Origin of the sequence: Variovorax sp. OV084, from assembly GCF_900111625.1 — a bacterium.
In the GTDB taxonomy this organism is placed as follows: domain Bacteria; phylum Pseudomonadota; class Gammaproteobacteria; order Burkholderiales; family Burkholderiaceae_C; genus Variovorax.
The window spans coordinates 135,909-152,594 of sequence record NZ_FOII01000007.1 but is presented as its reverse complement, the minus strand read 5'-3'; the positions used below and the strand labels follow the sequence as shown (position 1 = coordinate 152,594).

17 protein-coding genes are annotated in these 16,686 nt (G+C 65.4%); all 17 read right to left on the bottom strand.

Features of this window, described 5'->3' with window-relative positions; genetic code table 11:
• Positions 1-17: 17 nt before the first annotated feature.
• The 17 genes from BMW87_RS19570 to ndk all read right to left on the bottom strand — a co-directional run bounded on the left by BMW87_RS19570 (position 18) and on the right by ndk (position 16,608).
• A complete protein-coding gene (locus BMW87_RS19570) occupies positions 18-542 on the bottom strand; it encodes a phosphoribosyltransferase (RefSeq protein WP_081269111.1) in 525 nt (174 codons plus the stop codon).
• Positions 543-559: 17 nt separating this feature from the next.
• Positions 560-1,891, bottom strand: coding sequence for an adenylosuccinate synthase (locus tag BMW87_RS19565; protein ID WP_093078104.1), 1,332 nt, complete (start codon positions 1,889-1,891; stop codon positions 560-562).
• A 23-nt stretch (positions 1,892-1,914) separates the two neighbouring features.
• Complete coding sequence (locus tag BMW87_RS19560; RefSeq protein WP_093078102.1) at positions 1,915-3,075, bottom strand: ATP phosphoribosyltransferase regulatory subunit; 1,161 nt, start codon at positions 3,073-3,075, stop codon at positions 1,915-1,917.
• A 56-nt stretch (positions 3,076-3,131) separates the two neighbouring features.
• Complete coding sequence (locus BMW87_RS19555) at positions 3,132-3,320, bottom strand: DUF2065 domain-containing protein (RefSeq protein WP_081269108.1); 189 nt, start codon at positions 3,318-3,320, stop codon at positions 3,132-3,134.
• Positions 3,321-3,336: 16 nt separating this feature from the next.
• Positions 3,337-4,236: a protease modulator HflC gene (hflC, locus tag BMW87_RS19550; protein ID WP_093052191.1), complete on the bottom strand. Its 900-nt coding sequence runs from the start codon at positions 4,234-4,236 to the stop codon at positions 3,337-3,339.
• A gap of 17 nt (positions 4,237-4,253) precedes the next feature.
• Complete coding sequence (gene hflK, locus BMW87_RS19545; RefSeq protein WP_093078101.1) at positions 4,254-5,630, bottom strand: FtsH protease activity modulator HflK; 1,377 nt, start codon at positions 5,628-5,630, stop codon at positions 4,254-4,256.
• 74 nt (positions 5,631-5,704) lie between these two features.
• Positions 5,705-6,886, bottom strand: coding sequence for a GTPase HflX (hflX, locus tag BMW87_RS19540; protein ID WP_093078099.1), 1,182 nt, complete (start codon positions 6,884-6,886; stop codon positions 5,705-5,707).
• A 55-nt stretch (positions 6,887-6,941) separates the two neighbouring features.
• Entirely contained in the window at positions 6,942-7,187 is a 246-nt protein-coding gene (gene hfq, locus BMW87_RS19535; protein ID WP_012747311.1) for an RNA chaperone Hfq, read from the bottom strand.
• Between the two features lie 164 nt (positions 7,188-7,351).
• Complete coding sequence (gene der / locus BMW87_RS19530) at positions 7,352-8,695, bottom strand: ribosome biogenesis GTPase Der (protein ID WP_056598124.1); 1,344 nt, start codon at positions 8,693-8,695, stop codon at positions 7,352-7,354.
• 57 nt (positions 8,696-8,752) lie between these two features.
• On the bottom strand, positions 8,753-9,895 hold the full coding sequence (gene bamB, locus BMW87_RS19525; RefSeq protein ID WP_093078098.1) for an outer membrane protein assembly factor BamB: 1,143 nt from the start codon (positions 9,893-9,895) through the stop codon (positions 8,753-8,755).
• A gap of 7 nt (positions 9,896-9,902) precedes the next feature.
• Positions 9,903-10,595: a YfgM family protein gene (locus tag BMW87_RS19520; protein WP_093052203.1), complete on the bottom strand. Its 693-nt coding sequence runs from the start codon at positions 10,593-10,595 to the stop codon at positions 9,903-9,905.
• Positions 10,596-10,601: 6 nt separating this feature from the next.
• Positions 10,602-11,912: a histidine--tRNA ligase gene (gene hisS / locus BMW87_RS19515; protein WP_093078096.1), complete on the bottom strand. Its 1,311-nt coding sequence runs from the start codon at positions 11,910-11,912 to the stop codon at positions 10,602-10,604.
• A gap of 15 nt (positions 11,913-11,927) precedes the next feature.
• Positions 11,928-13,205, bottom strand: coding sequence for a flavodoxin-dependent (E)-4-hydroxy-3-methylbut-2-enyl-diphosphate synthase (ispG, locus tag BMW87_RS19510; protein ID WP_093052209.1), 1,278 nt, complete (start codon positions 13,203-13,205; stop codon positions 11,928-11,930).
• On the bottom strand, positions 13,202-14,161 hold the full coding sequence (locus BMW87_RS19505) for a helix-turn-helix domain-containing protein (RefSeq protein WP_093078095.1): 960 nt from the start codon (positions 14,159-14,161) through the stop codon (positions 13,202-13,204). The genes ispG and BMW87_RS19505 overlap by 4 nt, the downstream gene beginning before the upstream one ends.
• Positions 14,154-15,008, bottom strand: coding sequence for a type IV pilus biogenesis/stability protein PilW (pilW, locus tag BMW87_RS19500; RefSeq protein ID WP_093052215.1), 855 nt, complete (start codon positions 15,006-15,008; stop codon positions 14,154-14,156). Before pilW ends, BMW87_RS19505 begins: the two co-directional genes overlap by 8 nt.
• Positions 15,009-15,012: 4 nt before the next feature.
• Positions 15,013-16,161, bottom strand: a complete 1,149-nt coding sequence (gene rlmN, locus BMW87_RS19495) for a dual-specificity RNA methyltransferase RlmN (RefSeq protein ID WP_093078093.1) — start codon at positions 16,159-16,161, stop codon at positions 15,013-15,015.
• Positions 16,162-16,182: 21 nt separating this feature from the next.
• The gene (ndk, locus tag BMW87_RS19490) at positions 16,183-16,608 is read right to left on the bottom strand and encodes a nucleoside-diphosphate kinase (RefSeq protein ID WP_093052220.1); all 426 of its coding nucleotides are present in this window, start codon (positions 16,606-16,608) and stop codon (positions 16,183-16,185) included.
• Between the last annotated feature and the right edge of the window lie 78 nt (positions 16,609-16,686).

The following is a 16,686-nucleotide window of genomic DNA, read 5'->3' as shown; positions in this document are numbered from 1 at the left end:
AAGGGTCGGCCGATGGATCAGACCGACCACTTCTCGATCAGCTTCTCGGCGCCCATGGAGTCGTAGCCTTCGAAAGGCTGGTGGATCCACGGGTTGGTGGCAAGGAATTCCACCTGGTAGTCGGGCGTGAAGGTCGACAGCGCCTTGGTCCAGATCACCGCGCTGCGCAGCTCGGTGATGGGCGGGTAGTTGTTGCGCAGCATGTCCATCACGGCATGCAGCGTGTGCCCCGAGTCGGCCAGGTCGTCCACCAGCAGCACGCGGCCGGCAATCTCGCCCTTGGGCGTGGTGATGAAGCGGGCGATGTCGAGGTGGCCCTGCACCGTGCCGGCGTCGGCGCGGTACGAGCTGGTCGACATGATCGCCAGCGGCTTGTCGAAGATGCGCGAGAGCACGTCGCCAGGGCGCATGCCGCCGCGCGCCAGGCACAGGATAGTGTCGAACTGCCAGCCCGACTGGTGCACCTTGATCGCGAGCTTTTCGATCAGGTTGTGGTACTCGTCGTAGCTGACGTAGAGATGCTTGCCGTCTTCGGTCAACATGGTTCTTCTTTTCCTCTTCAGTCGGCCAGGTAGGGGTGGCGCATCATGATCGTGTGGTCACGGTCGGGGCTGGTCGACACCATGTGGATCGGCACGCCAGTGACCTGCTCGATGCGCTGCAGGTACAGGCGCGCATTGATCGGCAGCTTGTCGTACTGCGTGACGCCGACGGTGCTTTCACTCCAGCCTTCGAGGGTTTCGTAGATCGGCGTGCAGCGCTCGATCTCGTCAGCGCCCATCGGCAGGATGTCGGTGATTTCGCCGTCGAGTTCGTAGCCGGTGCACAGCTCGAGCTTTTCGAGGCCGTCCAGCACGTCGAGCTTGGTGATGCACAGGCCCGACAGGCCGTTGACCTGCGCCGAGCGCTTGAGCAGCGCGGCGTCGAACCAGCCGCAACGTCGGCTGCGACCGGTGGTCACGCCCTTTTCGGCGCCCACGGTGCTCATGTGGTAGCCCGGGGTGCCGGGCGTGGCCCAGTCGAGTTCGGTGGGGAACGGACCGCCGCCCACGCGCGTGCAGTAGGCCTTGGTGATGCCGAGGATGTAGTGCAGCATGCCCGGGCCCACGCCCGAACCGGCAGCGGCATTGCCGGCCACGCAGTTGCTGGAAGTGACGTACGGGTAGGTGCCGTGGTCAACGTCGAGCAGCGTGCCCTGCGCGCCTTCGAACAGCAGGTTGGCGCCGTTCCTGTGCGCGTCGTTCAGCTCGCGCGAAACGTCGGCCATCATGGGCTTGAGCAGCTCGGCGTGCCTCATGGCCTCGTTGAAGACTTCGTCGAAGTCGATGGCCGGGGCGCTCAGCACCTGCGTCAGCACGTGGTTGTGCAGGTCGAGCAACACGCGCAGCTTGGCCGCGAAACGCTCGGGGTGCTTCAGGTCCTGCACGCGCAGGGCGCGGCGGGCGATCTTGTCTTCGTAGGCCGGGCCGATGCCGCGGCCGGTGGTGCCGATTTTCTCGATGCCGCCCTTTTCGCGGTAGGCCTCGCGCGCGATGTCCAGCGCGGCATGGAACGGCAGGATCAGCGGGCAGGCCTCGCTGATGCGCAGGCGCGAACGCACCTCGACGCCAGCCTTCTCCAGCCCTTCGATTTCCTCGAACAGCTTGGCGGCCGACAGCACCACGCCGTTGCCGATGTAGCACTTGACGCCAGGCCGCATGATGCCGCTCGGGATCAGGTGCAACGCGGTTTTCACACCGTTGATGACCAGCGTGTGGCCCGCGTTGTGGCCGCCCTGGAAACGGACCACACCCTGGGCGCTTTCCGTCAGCCAGTCGACCAGCTTGCCTTTGCCCTCGTCGCCCCATTGGGTGCCGACGACGACCACGTTTCTTCCGGTGGTTACGCTCATGCTCGTTCCATTACTTCAAAAATTCAGATCGCTCGGACATTCCACTGGCCAGCTTGCTCGACGAGCTCGCGGTCGCAGTGGAATTCATCGATTTCGCTGCCATGGCCCGGCAGCACGCAGACTACCGTTTCGCCGGCCTTGCGCAATTGGGCAATTGCCTGACGCAGCCCGGCCGCGTCGCTCCAGGGTGCACGGATGGCGGCGCGCAGCGGGCGGGCCGGCAGCACGCCAACCAGTTCGCGCACGTCGAGGCTGAAGCCGACCGCCGGACGGTTGCGGCCGAACACGGCCCCCACCTCGTCGTAGCGGCCACCACGAACCAGCGAATCGGCCGCGCCGGGCACGTAGATGCCGAAGCGCATGCCGCTGTAATACGCATAGCCGCGCAGGTCTGCCAGGTCGAAGCTGATCTGGCGACCGGCCACGCCCTGCAAACCGGCGGCGAGCTGCTTCAGGTCGGCCAGGGCAGCACCCACTGCGGGCGTGCCTTTCAGGGCCTTGGCGGCCTCGTCGAGCACCGACGCGTCGCCGTACAGCTGGATGAGGGCACGCAGCCCCTCGCGCGAGGCGGCGGGGAAATCCTTGGTGAGCGATTCGAGTTCGCTCGCGTCCTTGGCGGCCAGCGCTGCATGCACCCGGGCCAGCGCGGCCGCATCGACCGGCACGCCAGCGAACAAGGCGCGCACGATGCGAGCATCGGCCAGGTCGACGATCACGCCGTCGCGCAGGCCGGCGGCATCGAGGCAGTCGAGCGCCAGCAGCAGGGTTTCGGTGTCCGCTTCGAGACCGGCATGGCCGTAGATCTCGGCGCCGAACTGCAGGGGCTCACGGGTGGCGTGCGGGCGATCTGGCCGGGTGTGAAGCACCGGACCGCAATAGCACAGGCGGGCAACACCGTCACGGTTCAGCAGGTGGGCATCGATGCGCGCCACCTGGGGGGTGGTGTCGGCACGCAGGCCCATGCTGCGGCCGGAAAGCTGGTCGACAAGCTTGAAGGTTTGGAGATCGAGTGCCTCGCCGGTGCCCGAGAGCAGCGATTCGAGATGCTCGAGCAGCGGCGGCATCACCAGCTCGTAGCCATAGCCACGGGCGGTATCGAGCAGCTGGCGTCGAAGTTCTTCGATGTGGCGCGCCTCGGAGGGCAGCACATCGGCAATGTGATCCGGGAGGACCCAGGCGGACATGGGGATCGGGGGCGTGGTTAAACCGGGATTCTACCGGGACCGCGACCAGCCCAAGACTAGGCCAGGATCCAGAGCAGTATCAAACCCAGCAGGATGCTGCAAAGTCCGAAGAAACGAAGCTGACCGTCGCGCAGCTGCATGAGCTGCCCGAAGCCGCGCCGCCACCCTCCCGGCGAGACGAAAGGCAGGATGCCTTCGATCACCAGGACGAGCGCCAATGCGCTCCAGAAAGTGTCGGCGCTCACGGCTCCTGGCGAAGAATCAACGACGAGATGCGTTGGTGGTGGAGCCCGAGCCTTGCATGGCGCGGAAGAAGTCCGACGATGGGTCGAGCACCATCACGTCGCTCTTCTTGTTGAAGCTCTGCTTGTAGGCATCGAGGCTTCGGTAGAACTGCGCAAACTGCGGATCGCGGCCGAAGGCTTCGCTGTAAGCGGAAGCGGCCTGGGCATCGCCCTCGCCCTTGATCTTCTGGGCGTCGCGGTAGGCGTTCGCCACGATCACCTCGCGTTGGCGATCGGCATCGGCGCGAATCTTTTCGCCTTCAGCCGTACCGGTCGAACGCAGCTCGTTGGCCACGCGCTTGCGTTCGGCTTCCATGCGGCGATAGACCGATTCGGTGATGGCCTCTACATAGTCGACACGCGTGATGCGCACGTCGACCACGTCCACACCCCAGGGCTTGGCGCCCTTCACCACCGACAGCACTTCGCGCTGCACGTCGGCCATGAGGGCTTCGCGGCGCACCGAGATCAGGTCGCGCACGGTGCGCTTGTTGATGTTCTCCTGGAACGCATTGCGCACCACGCGGTTGAGCTGCATTGCACCGGCGTTCTCGTCGAGGCCGACGTTACGGATGTAGGCCTGCGGGTCGGAGATGCGCCAGCGCACGTACCAGTCGATCACCACGCGCTGCTTCTCGGCGGTGAGCATGGGCTCGGTGTCCACGCTCGACAGCGTCAGCAGGCGCTTGTCGATGTACGACACGTTCTGGAACGGCGGCGGCAGCTTGAAGTTCAGGCCGGGCTCGGTAATGACCTGCTTGATCTGGCCGAGGGCATAGACCACGCCGAACTGGCGCTGGTCGACCACGAAGAGGGTCGAGCTTGCCAGCACGAGCAGCACGAGGATCGACGTGGCGATGAATCCGATTCTGTTCATATTCTTTCGGGCCTTTCTCAACGCACGTCGCGGTCACGCGAGCGGCCATCGCGGCCACGCACGTCGGTCGTCGCAGGGGCCACCGGGATCACCGAGGACTGGGCCGGCGCGGTGCCGGCAACGTTGGGACTGGCCGCATCGACCGGGGTGGCCGCGGCGGCGCCGCTGTTGCCACTCATCTGCATGAGCTTGTCGAGCGGCAGGTACAGCAGGTTCGAGCCCTGCTTGCTGTCGACCAGCACCTTGGTCGTGCTGGCGTAGATCTGCTGCATGGCGTCGGTGTACATGCGGTCGCGCGTCACCTGCGGGGCTTTCTGGTACTCGGCCAGCACCGCGCTAAAGCGGCCTGCATCACCCTGGGCCTGCGCCACGATCCGCGCCTTGTAGGCCTCGGACTCTTCCTTCAGGCGCGAAGCCGTACCGGTGGCGAGCGGCACCACGTTGTTGGCGTAGGCCTGTGCATCGTTCTTGGTGCGCTCGCGCTCCTGGCCAGCCTTGAGCACGTCGTCGAACGCAGCCTGCACCTGCTCGGGCGGACGCACGCCGCCCTGCTGCAGGTTGATGCCGACGACTTCGACGCCGATCTTGTAGCGGTCGAGGATGGTCTGCATCAGCGCACGCACGCGCGGTGCGATCTGGTCGCGCTCTTCGGCCAGCGCGGCGTCCATCTTCATCTTGCCTACCACCTCGCGCACGGAGGTTTCGGCCACCTGCACGACGGTGTCGGCAGGCGACTTGCTCTCGTAGAGCCATGCGCGCGGGTCGCTCAGGCGGTATTGGACGGCGAACTTGATTTCGACGATGTTCTCGTCTTCGGTCAGCATGGCCGATTCGCGCAGGCCGGTGGAGCGCACGATGGCATCGCGGCCCACGTCAGCGGAGCGGATCTGCGTGGTCACCACCACTTCGTGGCGCTGAATGGGATACGGCAGGCGCCAGTTGAAGCCTGCACCCACGGTGCTCTTGTAGCTGCCGAACTGCGTGACGACGGCCTGCTGGCCTTCGTTCACGATGAAGAAGCCAGTGCCGAGCCAGATCAGGACGGCCACTGCGGCCACGAGGCCGAGGCCGAATCCTGCGTTTTTCATGTCGGGCCTGTAGCCGTTGCCACCACCGCCGCTGCTGCCGCCGTTGGGACGGTTGCCGCCACCCTTGCCGCCGAAGAAGCCACCGAGCTTGCGATTGAGGTCACGCCAGAGTTCGTCGAGGTCGGGCGGGCCCTGGTTGGGGCCTTGTCCGCGGGGACGGTTGTCGTTGCTGTTGTTGCCCGGAGGCGGAGGCGTCGGTGCGCCCGGGGGATTGGCATCGGGGGGGCGGTTGCCGGCCGGGCGGTCGCCGTTGGAGGACGACGGCTCGTCGCCGCGCCCCCATCGGCCATCGTTCAGGTTGAACATGCCCAGAAACCCTCTCCGCGCTGGCTTTGAATTCATTCGCTTCGTTCTCTTGTCAGTGGCGGGATTGTGCCCAATCAATCGGCTGCATCGTGCAATTCAGCGTTTGCCCCAGGGGTCATCGTATCGGCTACGGAACCCGACTGCCGGGCGAGCTCGGCGCGCAGCAGCGGCACGCCCTCGCCGCTCTTGGCGCTGAGGAAGATGCGGGGGACCTGCACGCCGTCGATTTCCATCTCGTCCTGCAGATGCAGCGGATGTTGCGCGCTTTCAAGGGCGTCGAGCTTGTTGAATACCAAAAGCTGCGGAACGGTGTCGGCACCGATCTCGCGCAGCACCGCCTGCACCTCGGCCATCTGCTCGGGGTAATGCGGGTTGGAGGCGTCGATCACGTGCAGCAGCAGGTCGGCGTCGACCGCCTCCTGCAGCGTGGCCTTGAAGGCATCGACCAGGCCGTGCGGCAGGTCGCGGATGAAGCCCACGGTGTCGGAGATCGACACCTGCCGCCTCCGTCCATCTTCGGTATTGCCCAGGTAGAGGTTGCGCGTGGTGGTGTCGAGCGTGGCGAACAGCTGGTCAGCCGCATAGGCGCGGGCCTTGACCAGCGCATTGAACAACGACGACTTGCCCGCGTTGGTGTAGCCCACCAGGGAGATGTTGAAGGTCTCGCGGCGCTCGCGCTGGCGGCGCTGCGTGCCGCGCTGCTTCTGCACCTTGGCGAGACGCTCGCGTGTGCGCTTGATCGACTCGCTGATCATCCGGCGGTCGAGCTCGATCTGCTTTTCACCCGGGCCGCCGCGCACACCGGCACCGCCGGTCTGGCGCTCCAGGTGGGACCAGCGACGGACCAGCCGCGTGCTGAGGTACTGCAGGCGAGCCAGCTCGACCTGCAGCTTGCCTTCGTGCGAACGCGCGCGCTGGGCGAAGATCTCGAGGATGAGGAAGGTTCGGTCGTAAACGGCGACGTCGAGCTGGCGCTCGAGGTTGCGCTGCTGCGCAGGGCTCAGGGCCTGGTCGAAGATGACCTCGCTCGCCCTGTACAGGGCGGCCAGCTCCTTGATTTCTTCGGCCTTGCCGCTACCAACGAACAATGCCGCATCGGGCGCCTTGCGCTTGCACGCAAGACGGGCGACGGGCGTCAGGCCCGCGGTCTGCGCAAGCAGGCCGAGTTCCTCGAGTTCGCTGTCGAAATGGGGCAGCCCGAAATCGACGCCGACGAGAACGGCGGCGCCTTCCTGGCGGGGGATCAGTTCAGACAAGCGGGATCAGAAATTGGGAAAAAGCGCGGCAGCAGAGCTGCCGCGCTCCGCGCGATCAGGCTGCGGCGTCGTCGTTCTCGGCAGCCGAGAAGTTGACGGCACGACCCGGCACGATGGTGGAAATGGCGTGCTTGTAGACCATTTGCGTCACCGTATTGCGAAGCAACACGACGTACTGGTCAAAAGACTCGATCTGGCCCTGCAGCTTGATACCGTTCACCAAATAAATGGAAACCGGCACGTGCTCACGACGCAGGGTGTTCAGAAACGGGTCTTGCAGAAGTTGCCCTTTATTGCTCACGATATTCTCCGTGTTCAAGAGTAGTTGTTGGAGAGATGACCTTAACACAGGGTTTCTGCGCTGCAGCAATCGGGGTCAAAAGCCTTGAGAAAATAACGGTTCTCAAAAGGCGGAACTTCCACTCCTGCTGCAACTCATTGGCCGCCATCGGCGGCCAAGCTCCCTCAATCGTCCTTGTCGGCAAATGGATTGTGCGAGCTCTTGAACTCGATGCGCAAGGGGGTACCCACAAGGTCGAATTCCTTGCGGAAGCGCCCCTCGAGGAAGCGCTTGTAAGCGTCGGTGACATGCTCCAGCGAATTCCCGTGGATCACGATCACCGGCGGGTTCATACCCCCCTGATGCGCATAGCGCAGCTTGGGGCGGTACATGCCGCCACGCTTGGGCGCCTGGAACTGCACCGCCTCCAGCAGCAGGCGTGTCAGCACCGGGGTCGACATCTTGCGCGTGGCCGACTTGTGGGCCTGCGCAATCGCCTGCCACACCGGGCCCAGGCCCTGGCGCTTGATGGCCGAGATGAAATGCAGCGCCGCGAACTTCAGGAACGGCAGCCGGGTCTCGATCTGCCGCTGGATCTGCTCGCGCTGATAGCTGTCGACCGCGTCCCACTTGTTGATGGCGATCACCACCGCGCGGCCACTCTCGAGGATGTAGCCGGCAATGTGCGCATCCTGGTCGGTCACGCCCTGCGTGGCGTCGAGCAGCAGCAGCACGACATTGGCCGACTCGATGGCCTGCAGCGTCTTGACCACCGAGAACTTCTCGATCGCCTCGAACACCCTGCCCTTACGACGCAGGCCGGCCGTGTCGATCAGCTCGAAGCGCTGGCCGTTTCGCTCGAAGGGCACGGAGATAGCGTCGCGCGTCGTGCCCGGCATGTCGAAGGCCACCAGGCGCTCTTCACCCAGCCAGGTGTTGATCAGCGTGGACTTGCCCACATTAGGCCGGCCGGCCACGGCCAGCTTGATCGGCTTGTTGACCTCGTCCTCGTCCGTCTCGTCGTCGGGATCAGGCAGGTTCAGCGGCTCGAGGGCAAGCTCGACAAGGTCGCGCATGCCCTGCCCGTGCGCAGCCGACACGCCATGCACGTCGCCGAAGCCGAGTTCGTAGAAGTCGACCAGCTTGGTGCCGTCGTGCATGCCCTCGGCCTTGTTGGCCGCCAGCACGCAGGGTTTGCCGAGACGGCGCAACTCGTTGGCGATGTCATGGTCTTGCGCGGAAAGGCCCTCACGGGCGTCGACCACAAAGATCACCACGTCGGCCTCGGCCACGGCCTGCCGAGTCTGCTTGGCCATTTCCTTGTAGATGCCGCTGCCCGCGTCAGGCTCGAAGCCGCCGGTGTCAATCACGATGAACTCGTGCTTGCCCAGGCGGCCGTTGCCGTAGTGACGGTCGCGCGTGAGTCCGGCGAAGTCGGCGACGATGGCGTCGCGCGTCTGGGTCAGGCGGTTGAAGAGGGTCGATTTGCCAACGTTGGGCCGCCCGACCAGGGCCACGACCGGCTTCATGGCCGGCCTTTCGATGGCTCGGTATTCATGGTCGGGCCTTGGAAAAAGAAAGAAAAGTTATTCAGGGCGATAGCCAAAAACGCCACCCTTGGCAGTCACCACCACGACCGTGTTGCCGGCCAGTACCGGCGTGACGGTGATGGCCGAGCCATCGGGCGTGATGCGATTGAGCAGCGCACCGTCTTCGCGCGAGACGAAATGCAGCGTGCCGGTGTCTTCGCCGACGATCAGCGAACGGCCCACGGCCAGCGGTGCGGTGAGGTTGCGACTCTTGAAGCGGCTCATCTGCCAGGCGCGTTCACCATCGGCACGGCGCCAGGCCACGACGCTGCCGTCGGACTCGGTGCCGTAGACAAAACCGCTGTCGCCGCTGACGCCGTCCGCGCCCGAAGCCGGCTTGCTCCAGACCAGCGAACCTCGCAAGGTCTCGACGCAGCCGACGCTGGCGTAGTAAGCGCGGGCGCAAACCGTGTCGCCAAAGCGGCTCACGCTGCCGGTCAGGTCGACCAGGCGCTCCACGTCGTTGGTGCCGCGCGGAGCCGCAATGGGCGACTCCCAGCGCGAAGTGCCGTTGGCGGGGTTGATGCCGACCAGACGGCCGCCGATGCCGGCCACCAGCGTGTCGCCCACGGCGATGAGCACGCCCGACTTGCGCAGCACCAGGTTTTCTCCGGCGCGCTGCTGGATCCAGAGGCGACGGCCGCTCTGGCCATCCCAAGCGCTGATGCTGCGGTCGGCGGTCTGCACGAACACGCGGCGGCCTGCCACCAGCGGTGCGGTGAAAGCCTGGGCCGAGAGCTTCTGCTTCCACAGGACCTTGCCGTTCTCGATGGCGACCAGCTCGTTGCTGGTGGTGACGACCGCGGCCATCGACCCGTCGCTGCCAACACCTGCAGCCAGCGGAGCACCGGCGCTGACGCGCCAGGTTTCGCGGCCGGCGCGAGCATCGATGGCGACCACCGTGCCGTCGCTGCCAGCCACGGTAACCGTGTCGCCGCTGACGTCGGTGCTGAGCGGGAACTGGACATCGGGGATGCGCACAGTCCAGGCCTGGCGCACGCCCATCAGGGCCGGGTTGGCAGGCAGCTCGGCCGGCTTCGGCTTGCTGGTGCCAGAACAGGCGGCGAGAAACGCTACCAAAACAAGAGCTGATCCCGCACGCAGGGCGGTCGATTCAGGCATGAAACGCTTGAAATTCATGATGCGGTCAGGGAGTTTTGGGGGCTGCGGGTGTGACGGTGACGACGGGTGCCAGGCTCTTCGGATCGACACCGACCGCGTTGAGCTTGATTTCAACCAGACGGCGATAGTCCGAGGTGGCGCCAAGGCCGGTCCACGCCTTGCGGTATTCGGTCTGCGCTTCGGCCCGCTTGCCTTGAGCCAGGTAGATATCGCCCTTGCGGTCGGCTACCAGCGGTTCGAATTCCTTGGGCACGCTGCCGTCGAGCTGCTTGAGGGCATCGTCGTAAGACTTGCTGTCGAGCAGTTCAGCTGCCAGCCGCAGCCGGGCGATGGCCTTGTAGCCGGGGTCGATGGCATTCTGCGCGACCCATTCGAGCTCGGCGCGCGAGCCTGCGGCATTGCCCTTCTCGTACAGCGTCTTGGCGACCAGCAGGCCGGCCTGTTGCGCGTAGGCGGTGCCGGCGAAGCGCTTCTTCATGTCGTCGAGCACGAGAGCGATGCGTGCCGGGTCGCCCGCCTGCGCCGTCTTCTCGACCTCGTCGTAGAGCGACGAGGCCTGCGCCGCCTTGTTGCGGCCATACCATTGCCAGCCGTTCCAGGCCACGAAGGCGCCAGCGACGAGCAGCACGACCGAAGTGATCAGGGTGCCGTAGGTATTCCAGAAATGCTTGAGCTGGTCGAGCTGTTCCTGTTCTTCGAGGTCGAGATGGGTTGCCATGCGCTGTCAGTTGTTGGGAGCCGGCGATTGTAGGGTGGCGGCCCAGGCGGCCACTTCAGCAAGTGGCCGGGAGGTTTGCGCGCCGCTTCCGTCGCGCAGCGCCTTGAGAGTCACTTCGCCGCGTGCAAGTTCATCGGCGCCGAAGATCAGGGCGTAGGTGGCGCCGCTGTTGTCGGCCCGCTTGAACTGCGACTTGAAGCTGCCGAGGCCATCCGCCGTGGCGGCGTGCATCTGCACACGCACGCCGGCGTCACGCAACTGCTGCAGCGTGCGCAGCACCACCGGCATGGCGGAGGCATCGGGCACGACGGCATAGACATCGGGGGCCCGTACCGGGATCTGGGTGCCCTGCTCCTTCATGAGGTCGAGCACGCGCTCCACGCCGATCGCCCATCCCACTGCAGGCGCCGACTTGCCGCCGAGTTGCTCGAACAGGCCGTCATAGCGGCCGCCGGCGCACACCGTGCCCTGCGAGCCGAGCCGGTCGGTCACGAACTCGAACACGCTGAGGTTGTAGTAGTCGAGGCCGCGCACGAGGCGCGGGTTGATGGTGTAGGCAACGCCGTTGGCATCGAGGATGGCCTTCAACCCCTCGAAGTGCGCCAGCGATTCGGCACCGAGGAAATCCATCAGTCTCGGCGCCGACTCGACCACATCCTTCATCGCCGGATTCTTGGTGTCGAGGATGCGCAGCGGGTTGCTGTGCAGGCGGCGCTTGCCGTCCTCGTCGAGCTTGTCGGCATGCGCCTCGAAATGCGCGATGAGCTGGGCACGGTGCTGCGCCCGCTCTGCCGGTTGGCCAAGGCTGTTGAGCTCCAGCCGCACGTCGGTCAGGCCGATCGCCTTCCAGAGCGCGCTCGCGAGCAGGATCAATTCAGCGTCGACGTCGGGACCAGCAAAGCCCAGCGCCTCGACGTCGATCTGGTGGAACTGCCGGAAACGCCCGCGCTGCGGCTTTTCGCGCCGGAACATCGGCCCGATGGCCCACAGGCGCTTGCCGCCGTCGTAGAGCATGTTGTGCTCGATCGCGGCCCGCACGATACCGGCGGTGTTCTCGGGGCGCAGCGTCAGGTGGTCGTTGTCGCCGTATTTGTCCGAACGGTCGTGGAAGGAGTACATCTCCTTCTCGACGATGTCCGTCACTTCGCCGATGCCGCGCACGAACAGCGCCGTGTGCTCGAGGATCGGCGTGCGGACGTTACGGTACGCATAGCGCCCCATCAGGTCGCGCACGGTGGCCTCGAGCCATTCCCAGCGCGCCGATTCGGGCGGCAATATGTCGTTCATGCCTTTGACGGCATTCAATTTTTCAGCCATGAGTCTGCGGAGGTGTCAGGCCGCGACAGCGTGTTCGCCGCCGAAGCGCTTTTCGATGTAGGTTTCGACGAGCTGGTGAAACTCGTTGGCGATATTGTCGCCGCGCAGCGTGAGTGCCTTTTCGCCGTCGATGAAGACCGGCGCGGCGGGTGCCTCGCCGGTGCCGGGCAGGCTGATGCCGATGTCGGCATGCTTGCTCTCGCCAGGGCCGTTGACGATGCAGCCCATGACGGCCACCTTCATCGTCTCAACGCCCGGATATTTCTTGCGCCAGACCGGCATCTGCATGCGCAGATAGTCGTCGATCTGCTTGGCCAACTCTTGGAAAGTAGTGCTGGTGGTGCGGCCGCAGCCCGGGCAGGCCGTAACGCTGGGCACGAACACGCGCAGCCCCAGCGCCTGGAGGATTTCGGAGGCGATCACCACCTCCTGCGTGCGCGACTCGCCCGGCTGCGGCGTGAGCGACACGCGAATGGTGTCGCCGATGCCCTCCTGCAGCAGGATCGACAGCGCCGTGGCCGATGCCACCGTGCCCTTGGTGCCCATGCCGGCCTCTGTGAGGCCCAGGTGCAGCGCATAGTCGCAGCGGCGGGCCAGCTCGCGGTAAACCGAGATCAGGTCCTGCACACCGCTCACCTTGCACGACAGGATGACCTGGTTGCCGGCCATGCCCATCGATTCGGCGAGCTTCGCGGACTCGATGGCCGAGGTGATCAGCGCCTCGTACATCACCTGCTTGGCGTCCCACGGCTCAGCGCGCTGGCTGTTGGTGTCCATCAGGCTGGCGAGCAGTTCCTGGTCGAGGCTGCCCCAGTTGACGCCGATGCGCACCGGCTTGTTCCAGCGCATGGCCGCGTCGATCATCTGGCCGAACTGGCGGTCGCGCTTGTCGCCCTTGCCCACGTTGCCGGGGTTGATGCGGTACTTGCTCAGCGCTTCGGCGCAGGCCGGATAGTCGGTGAGCAGACGGTGGCCGTTGTAGTGGAAGTCGCCGATCAGCGGCACGTCGATGCCCATGCGATCGAGCTGCTCGCGGATGTAGGGCACCTGCGCAGCGGCTTCGGGCGTGTTGACTGTGATACGGACCATTTCCGAGCCGGCGATGGCCAGCTCCTTCACCTGGATCGCGGTGCCGATGGCATCCACGGTGTCGGTGTTGGTCATGGACTGCACGCGCACGGGGGCGTCGCCACCCACCGTAACCACACGCGAGCCCCAGGTCACGCTGGACTGGCGCGAGCGGCGCGCCTTGGGCGCCGCCGATGGAATGGGATCGGGATAGCAGTCGGTCACGATTTCACCTCGAAGCGCGCCACGCCACCGCCGCGCGTGACAGGCGTCAGATCGTAAGGCTTGCCGCTTACCTGCACATCGACCGCCGACGCACGGCCCACCACCACCGACAGTGGCAGCGCGCCCGACAGGCCGACCGTTTCGCCGGCCTGCAGGCTGCGACGCAGCAACTGCTTGCCGCCGGCTTCGGTTACGGTGATCCAGCACTCTTCACGTGCCACGAAAACGAGTTGCTGGCTACTTGCGCTTGCGGCAGTCGCCACGGGCGCGGCGGGGGCAACCGCAACCGCTGCGGGGGCAGATGGCGCATTGGCAGCGACTGCGGCGGGCGCTTGGCCCACCGGAGCGCTCGGTGCCACAGCCTGCGAGGGCACCGTTTCGGCCACGGCGCCAGTTGCGCTGGCCGAAGCCGGTCCGTTCGCTGGCGCCGATTCCGTATCGGCCTCGCTGCGCGCCGTCAGGCGCGACACGGAAACACTGATCTGGTCGAACACCGATTGCGGCAACCAGAACAACGCAGCCGCGCCAACCAGCAGCACCAGCACCACGATCAACAATCCGCGCGAAGGCAGCCCGCTGGAGCGTCCGCTGCTGTTCCAGCGCGGCGTGCCCGAGGTGATGTTCGTCCGAAGGGTTCGGTCGGCCTCGGCCAGCGACACCCTTTGCGTGCTGGGCAGCTTCGCAAGCACGGGCGCCGGGTCGATGCGCAAAGCACGGCAGACACTGCTCGCCAGGGCGCGAGCGAAGACCGGGTCCGGCAACGAGGCAATGTCGTCCGCTTCAAGCGCCATGAGCTTCTGCGGCGGCACCTTGAGGGCGGCCGCCACCATCTCGATGTGCAGGCCATGGGCCTCGCGCGCTTCGCGCAGCAGGTCGCCGGCGGTCTTGTGCGTGATGTCGCCTTCTTCCAGCGGCAGCGCTGCGGAAGTGCCGAACTCCGAAACCCGATCAGTCATTGAAATTCCCGCGCTCGTACGCTGTTGCCTCCCGCGACTGGGGGAAGCGTCGTTGCAGTTGGCCTCCCAACTGCGCGACTGCCTCGCGGTTGTTCAGCTTTCGTTCGATCTTGATGCCGAGCCAGAGCGTCTCGGCGCTGGCCGAGGCACTGTTGTTGACGCGGCGAATGTAGAACTGCGCGCGCGACCATTCTTCGCGCTGCGCCAACACCGAAGCAAGGTTGAAGCCAACCACCGGATTGCCGGCGTCGATCTCGTAGGCCTGCATGAGGCTGCGCTCGGCTTGCACGCGCTGCCCGGCCTTGAGCTCGCACACGCCCTGCGTCATGAGCGTCTTGGCGCGGTCGGCATAGCTCGGCACTGCCAGCGCCTCGGTGAACTGCGCAGCCGCATCGCCATAGCGGTTCTGCTGGCACAGCAGCCAGCCGTAGTTGTGGCGCGCGTTGGGGTCGCGCGGATTGATGGCGATGGCACGGCGGAAGCTGTCTTCGGCCATGCCGGCATCGTCGAGCCGCATGTAGACCAGGCCGCGCAGGTTGTAGGCGTCGGCGTTATTGGGGTCGGCGACCAGCGCCTGCTTGATCTCGTCGAGCGCGACGGTGGTCTGGCCATGCTCGAAATAGCCGGCGGCCAGTTCCATGCGCAGGCGCGCGCGGCGCTGCCGGCTGGACTCGTCGGATTCGGTGACCACCTCGGTCCCCTTGCCCGAGCTGGTGTCGGCCAGGCTGGTGGTGGTGGTGCGCGTGTTCACGCAGCCCGCAAGCAGCAACGCCACGGCGACACCCGCGAAACCTGTAGTCAGCATCCGCTGCACATTCGCGGTCGTCGTCGGAATGACCATGCTCATCAGTTCAATGCTCCTGGGGGGCGGCCTTGCGGACCGGATGCAAAACAACGGGGCGCTCGGTTGCACGGCGCTGGGCCATGCGCTCGGCCGCGCGGGTGCGGTCCTTGACGTCGCCGGCGAGCTGGCCGCAGGCGGCATCGATGTCATCACCGCGCGTCTTGCGCACCGTAGTCACGAGACCAGCTTCGCTCAGCGTCCTGGCGAATGCCAGCACGCGCGGCTGCGGCGAACGCAGCAGACCCGAGGCCGGAAACGGGTTGAAAGGAATCAGGTTGAACTTGCACGAGATGCCGTGCGTGCGCACCAGTTCGAGGAGTTGCCGCGCATGCTCGGGCTGGTCGTTCACGCCATCCAGCATGCAGTATTCGAAGGTGATGAAATCGCGCGGCGCATGCGCCAGATAGCGCTTGCAGGCCTCGATCAGTTCGGCGATCGGGTATTTGCGATTGAGCGGCACGAGGTCGTCGCGTAGCGCGTCGTTCGGCGCATGCAGCGAAACGGCCATGGCCACCGGGCAATCGGCGCCCAGGCGGTCGATCATCGGCACCACGCCGGAAGTCGACACCGTCACGCGGCGGCGCGACAGCCCGTAGGCATTGTCGTCGAGCATGGTGCGCAGCGCGGGCACCAGCGCCGAGTAGTTCTGAAGCGGCTCGCCCATGCCCATCATCACCACGTTGGAGATGACGCGCTCGTCGCGCTTCAGGTGCTTGCGCAGGAAGTGTTCGGCAAACCAGAGCTGGGCGACGATTTCGCCCGTGCTCAGGTTGCGGCTGAAGCCCTGATGCCCGGTCGAGCAAAAGCGGCAACCGACCGCACAGCCGGCCTGGGACGACACGCACAAGGTGCCGCGGTCGTCCTCGGGAATGAATACGGCTTCGACGGCATTGCCGTCACCGACGTCGAACAGCCACTTGATCGTGCCGTCCTTGGATTCGTGCTGCGTGATGACCGGCAGGGCCTCCACGCGCGCAGTGGTCGCGAGTTTCTCGCGCAGCGACTTCGCCAGATCGGTCATCTGGGTGAAGTCGCTGGCGCCACGCTGGTGAATCCAGCGGAACAGCTGCGTGGCGCGGAATTTTTTCTCGCCGAGTTTTTCGCAGAACGCAGCCAACCCCTCGAGATCGAAGTCGAGCAGATTGGCCGTGGTCATGGAATCGGTCGAGATGCGGCTTCAGCGTGCGTAGACGTTGAGGCCGGCGAAGAAGAAAGCGACTTCGTTCGCTGCGGTTTCGGCAGCGTCCGAACCGTGCACGGCGTTGGCGTCGATGCTGTCGGCGAAGTCGGCGCGGATGGTGCCGGCGGCTGCCTTCTTGGGGTCGGTGGCGCCCATCAGATCGCGATTCTTGGCGATGGCGTTTTCGCCTTCGAGCACTTGCACGAACACGGGGCCCGAGATCATGAACTCGACGAGGTCCTTGAAGAAGGGACGCTCCTTGTGCACGGCGTAGAACTGTTCGGCTTCGTTGCGCGACAGGTGCACCAGCTTGGCGGCGACGATCTTGAGGCCAGCAGCTTCAAAACGGGAAACGATCTTGCCGATGACGTTCTTGGCAACTGCGTCGGGCTTGATGATGGAGAGGGTACGTTCGATAGCCATTGAAATGCTTCCTGGAGCTTTGATTTTGAAGTGTTTTGTCACAACTGCAACGAATTTGTTGCGTCACATATCGACAAA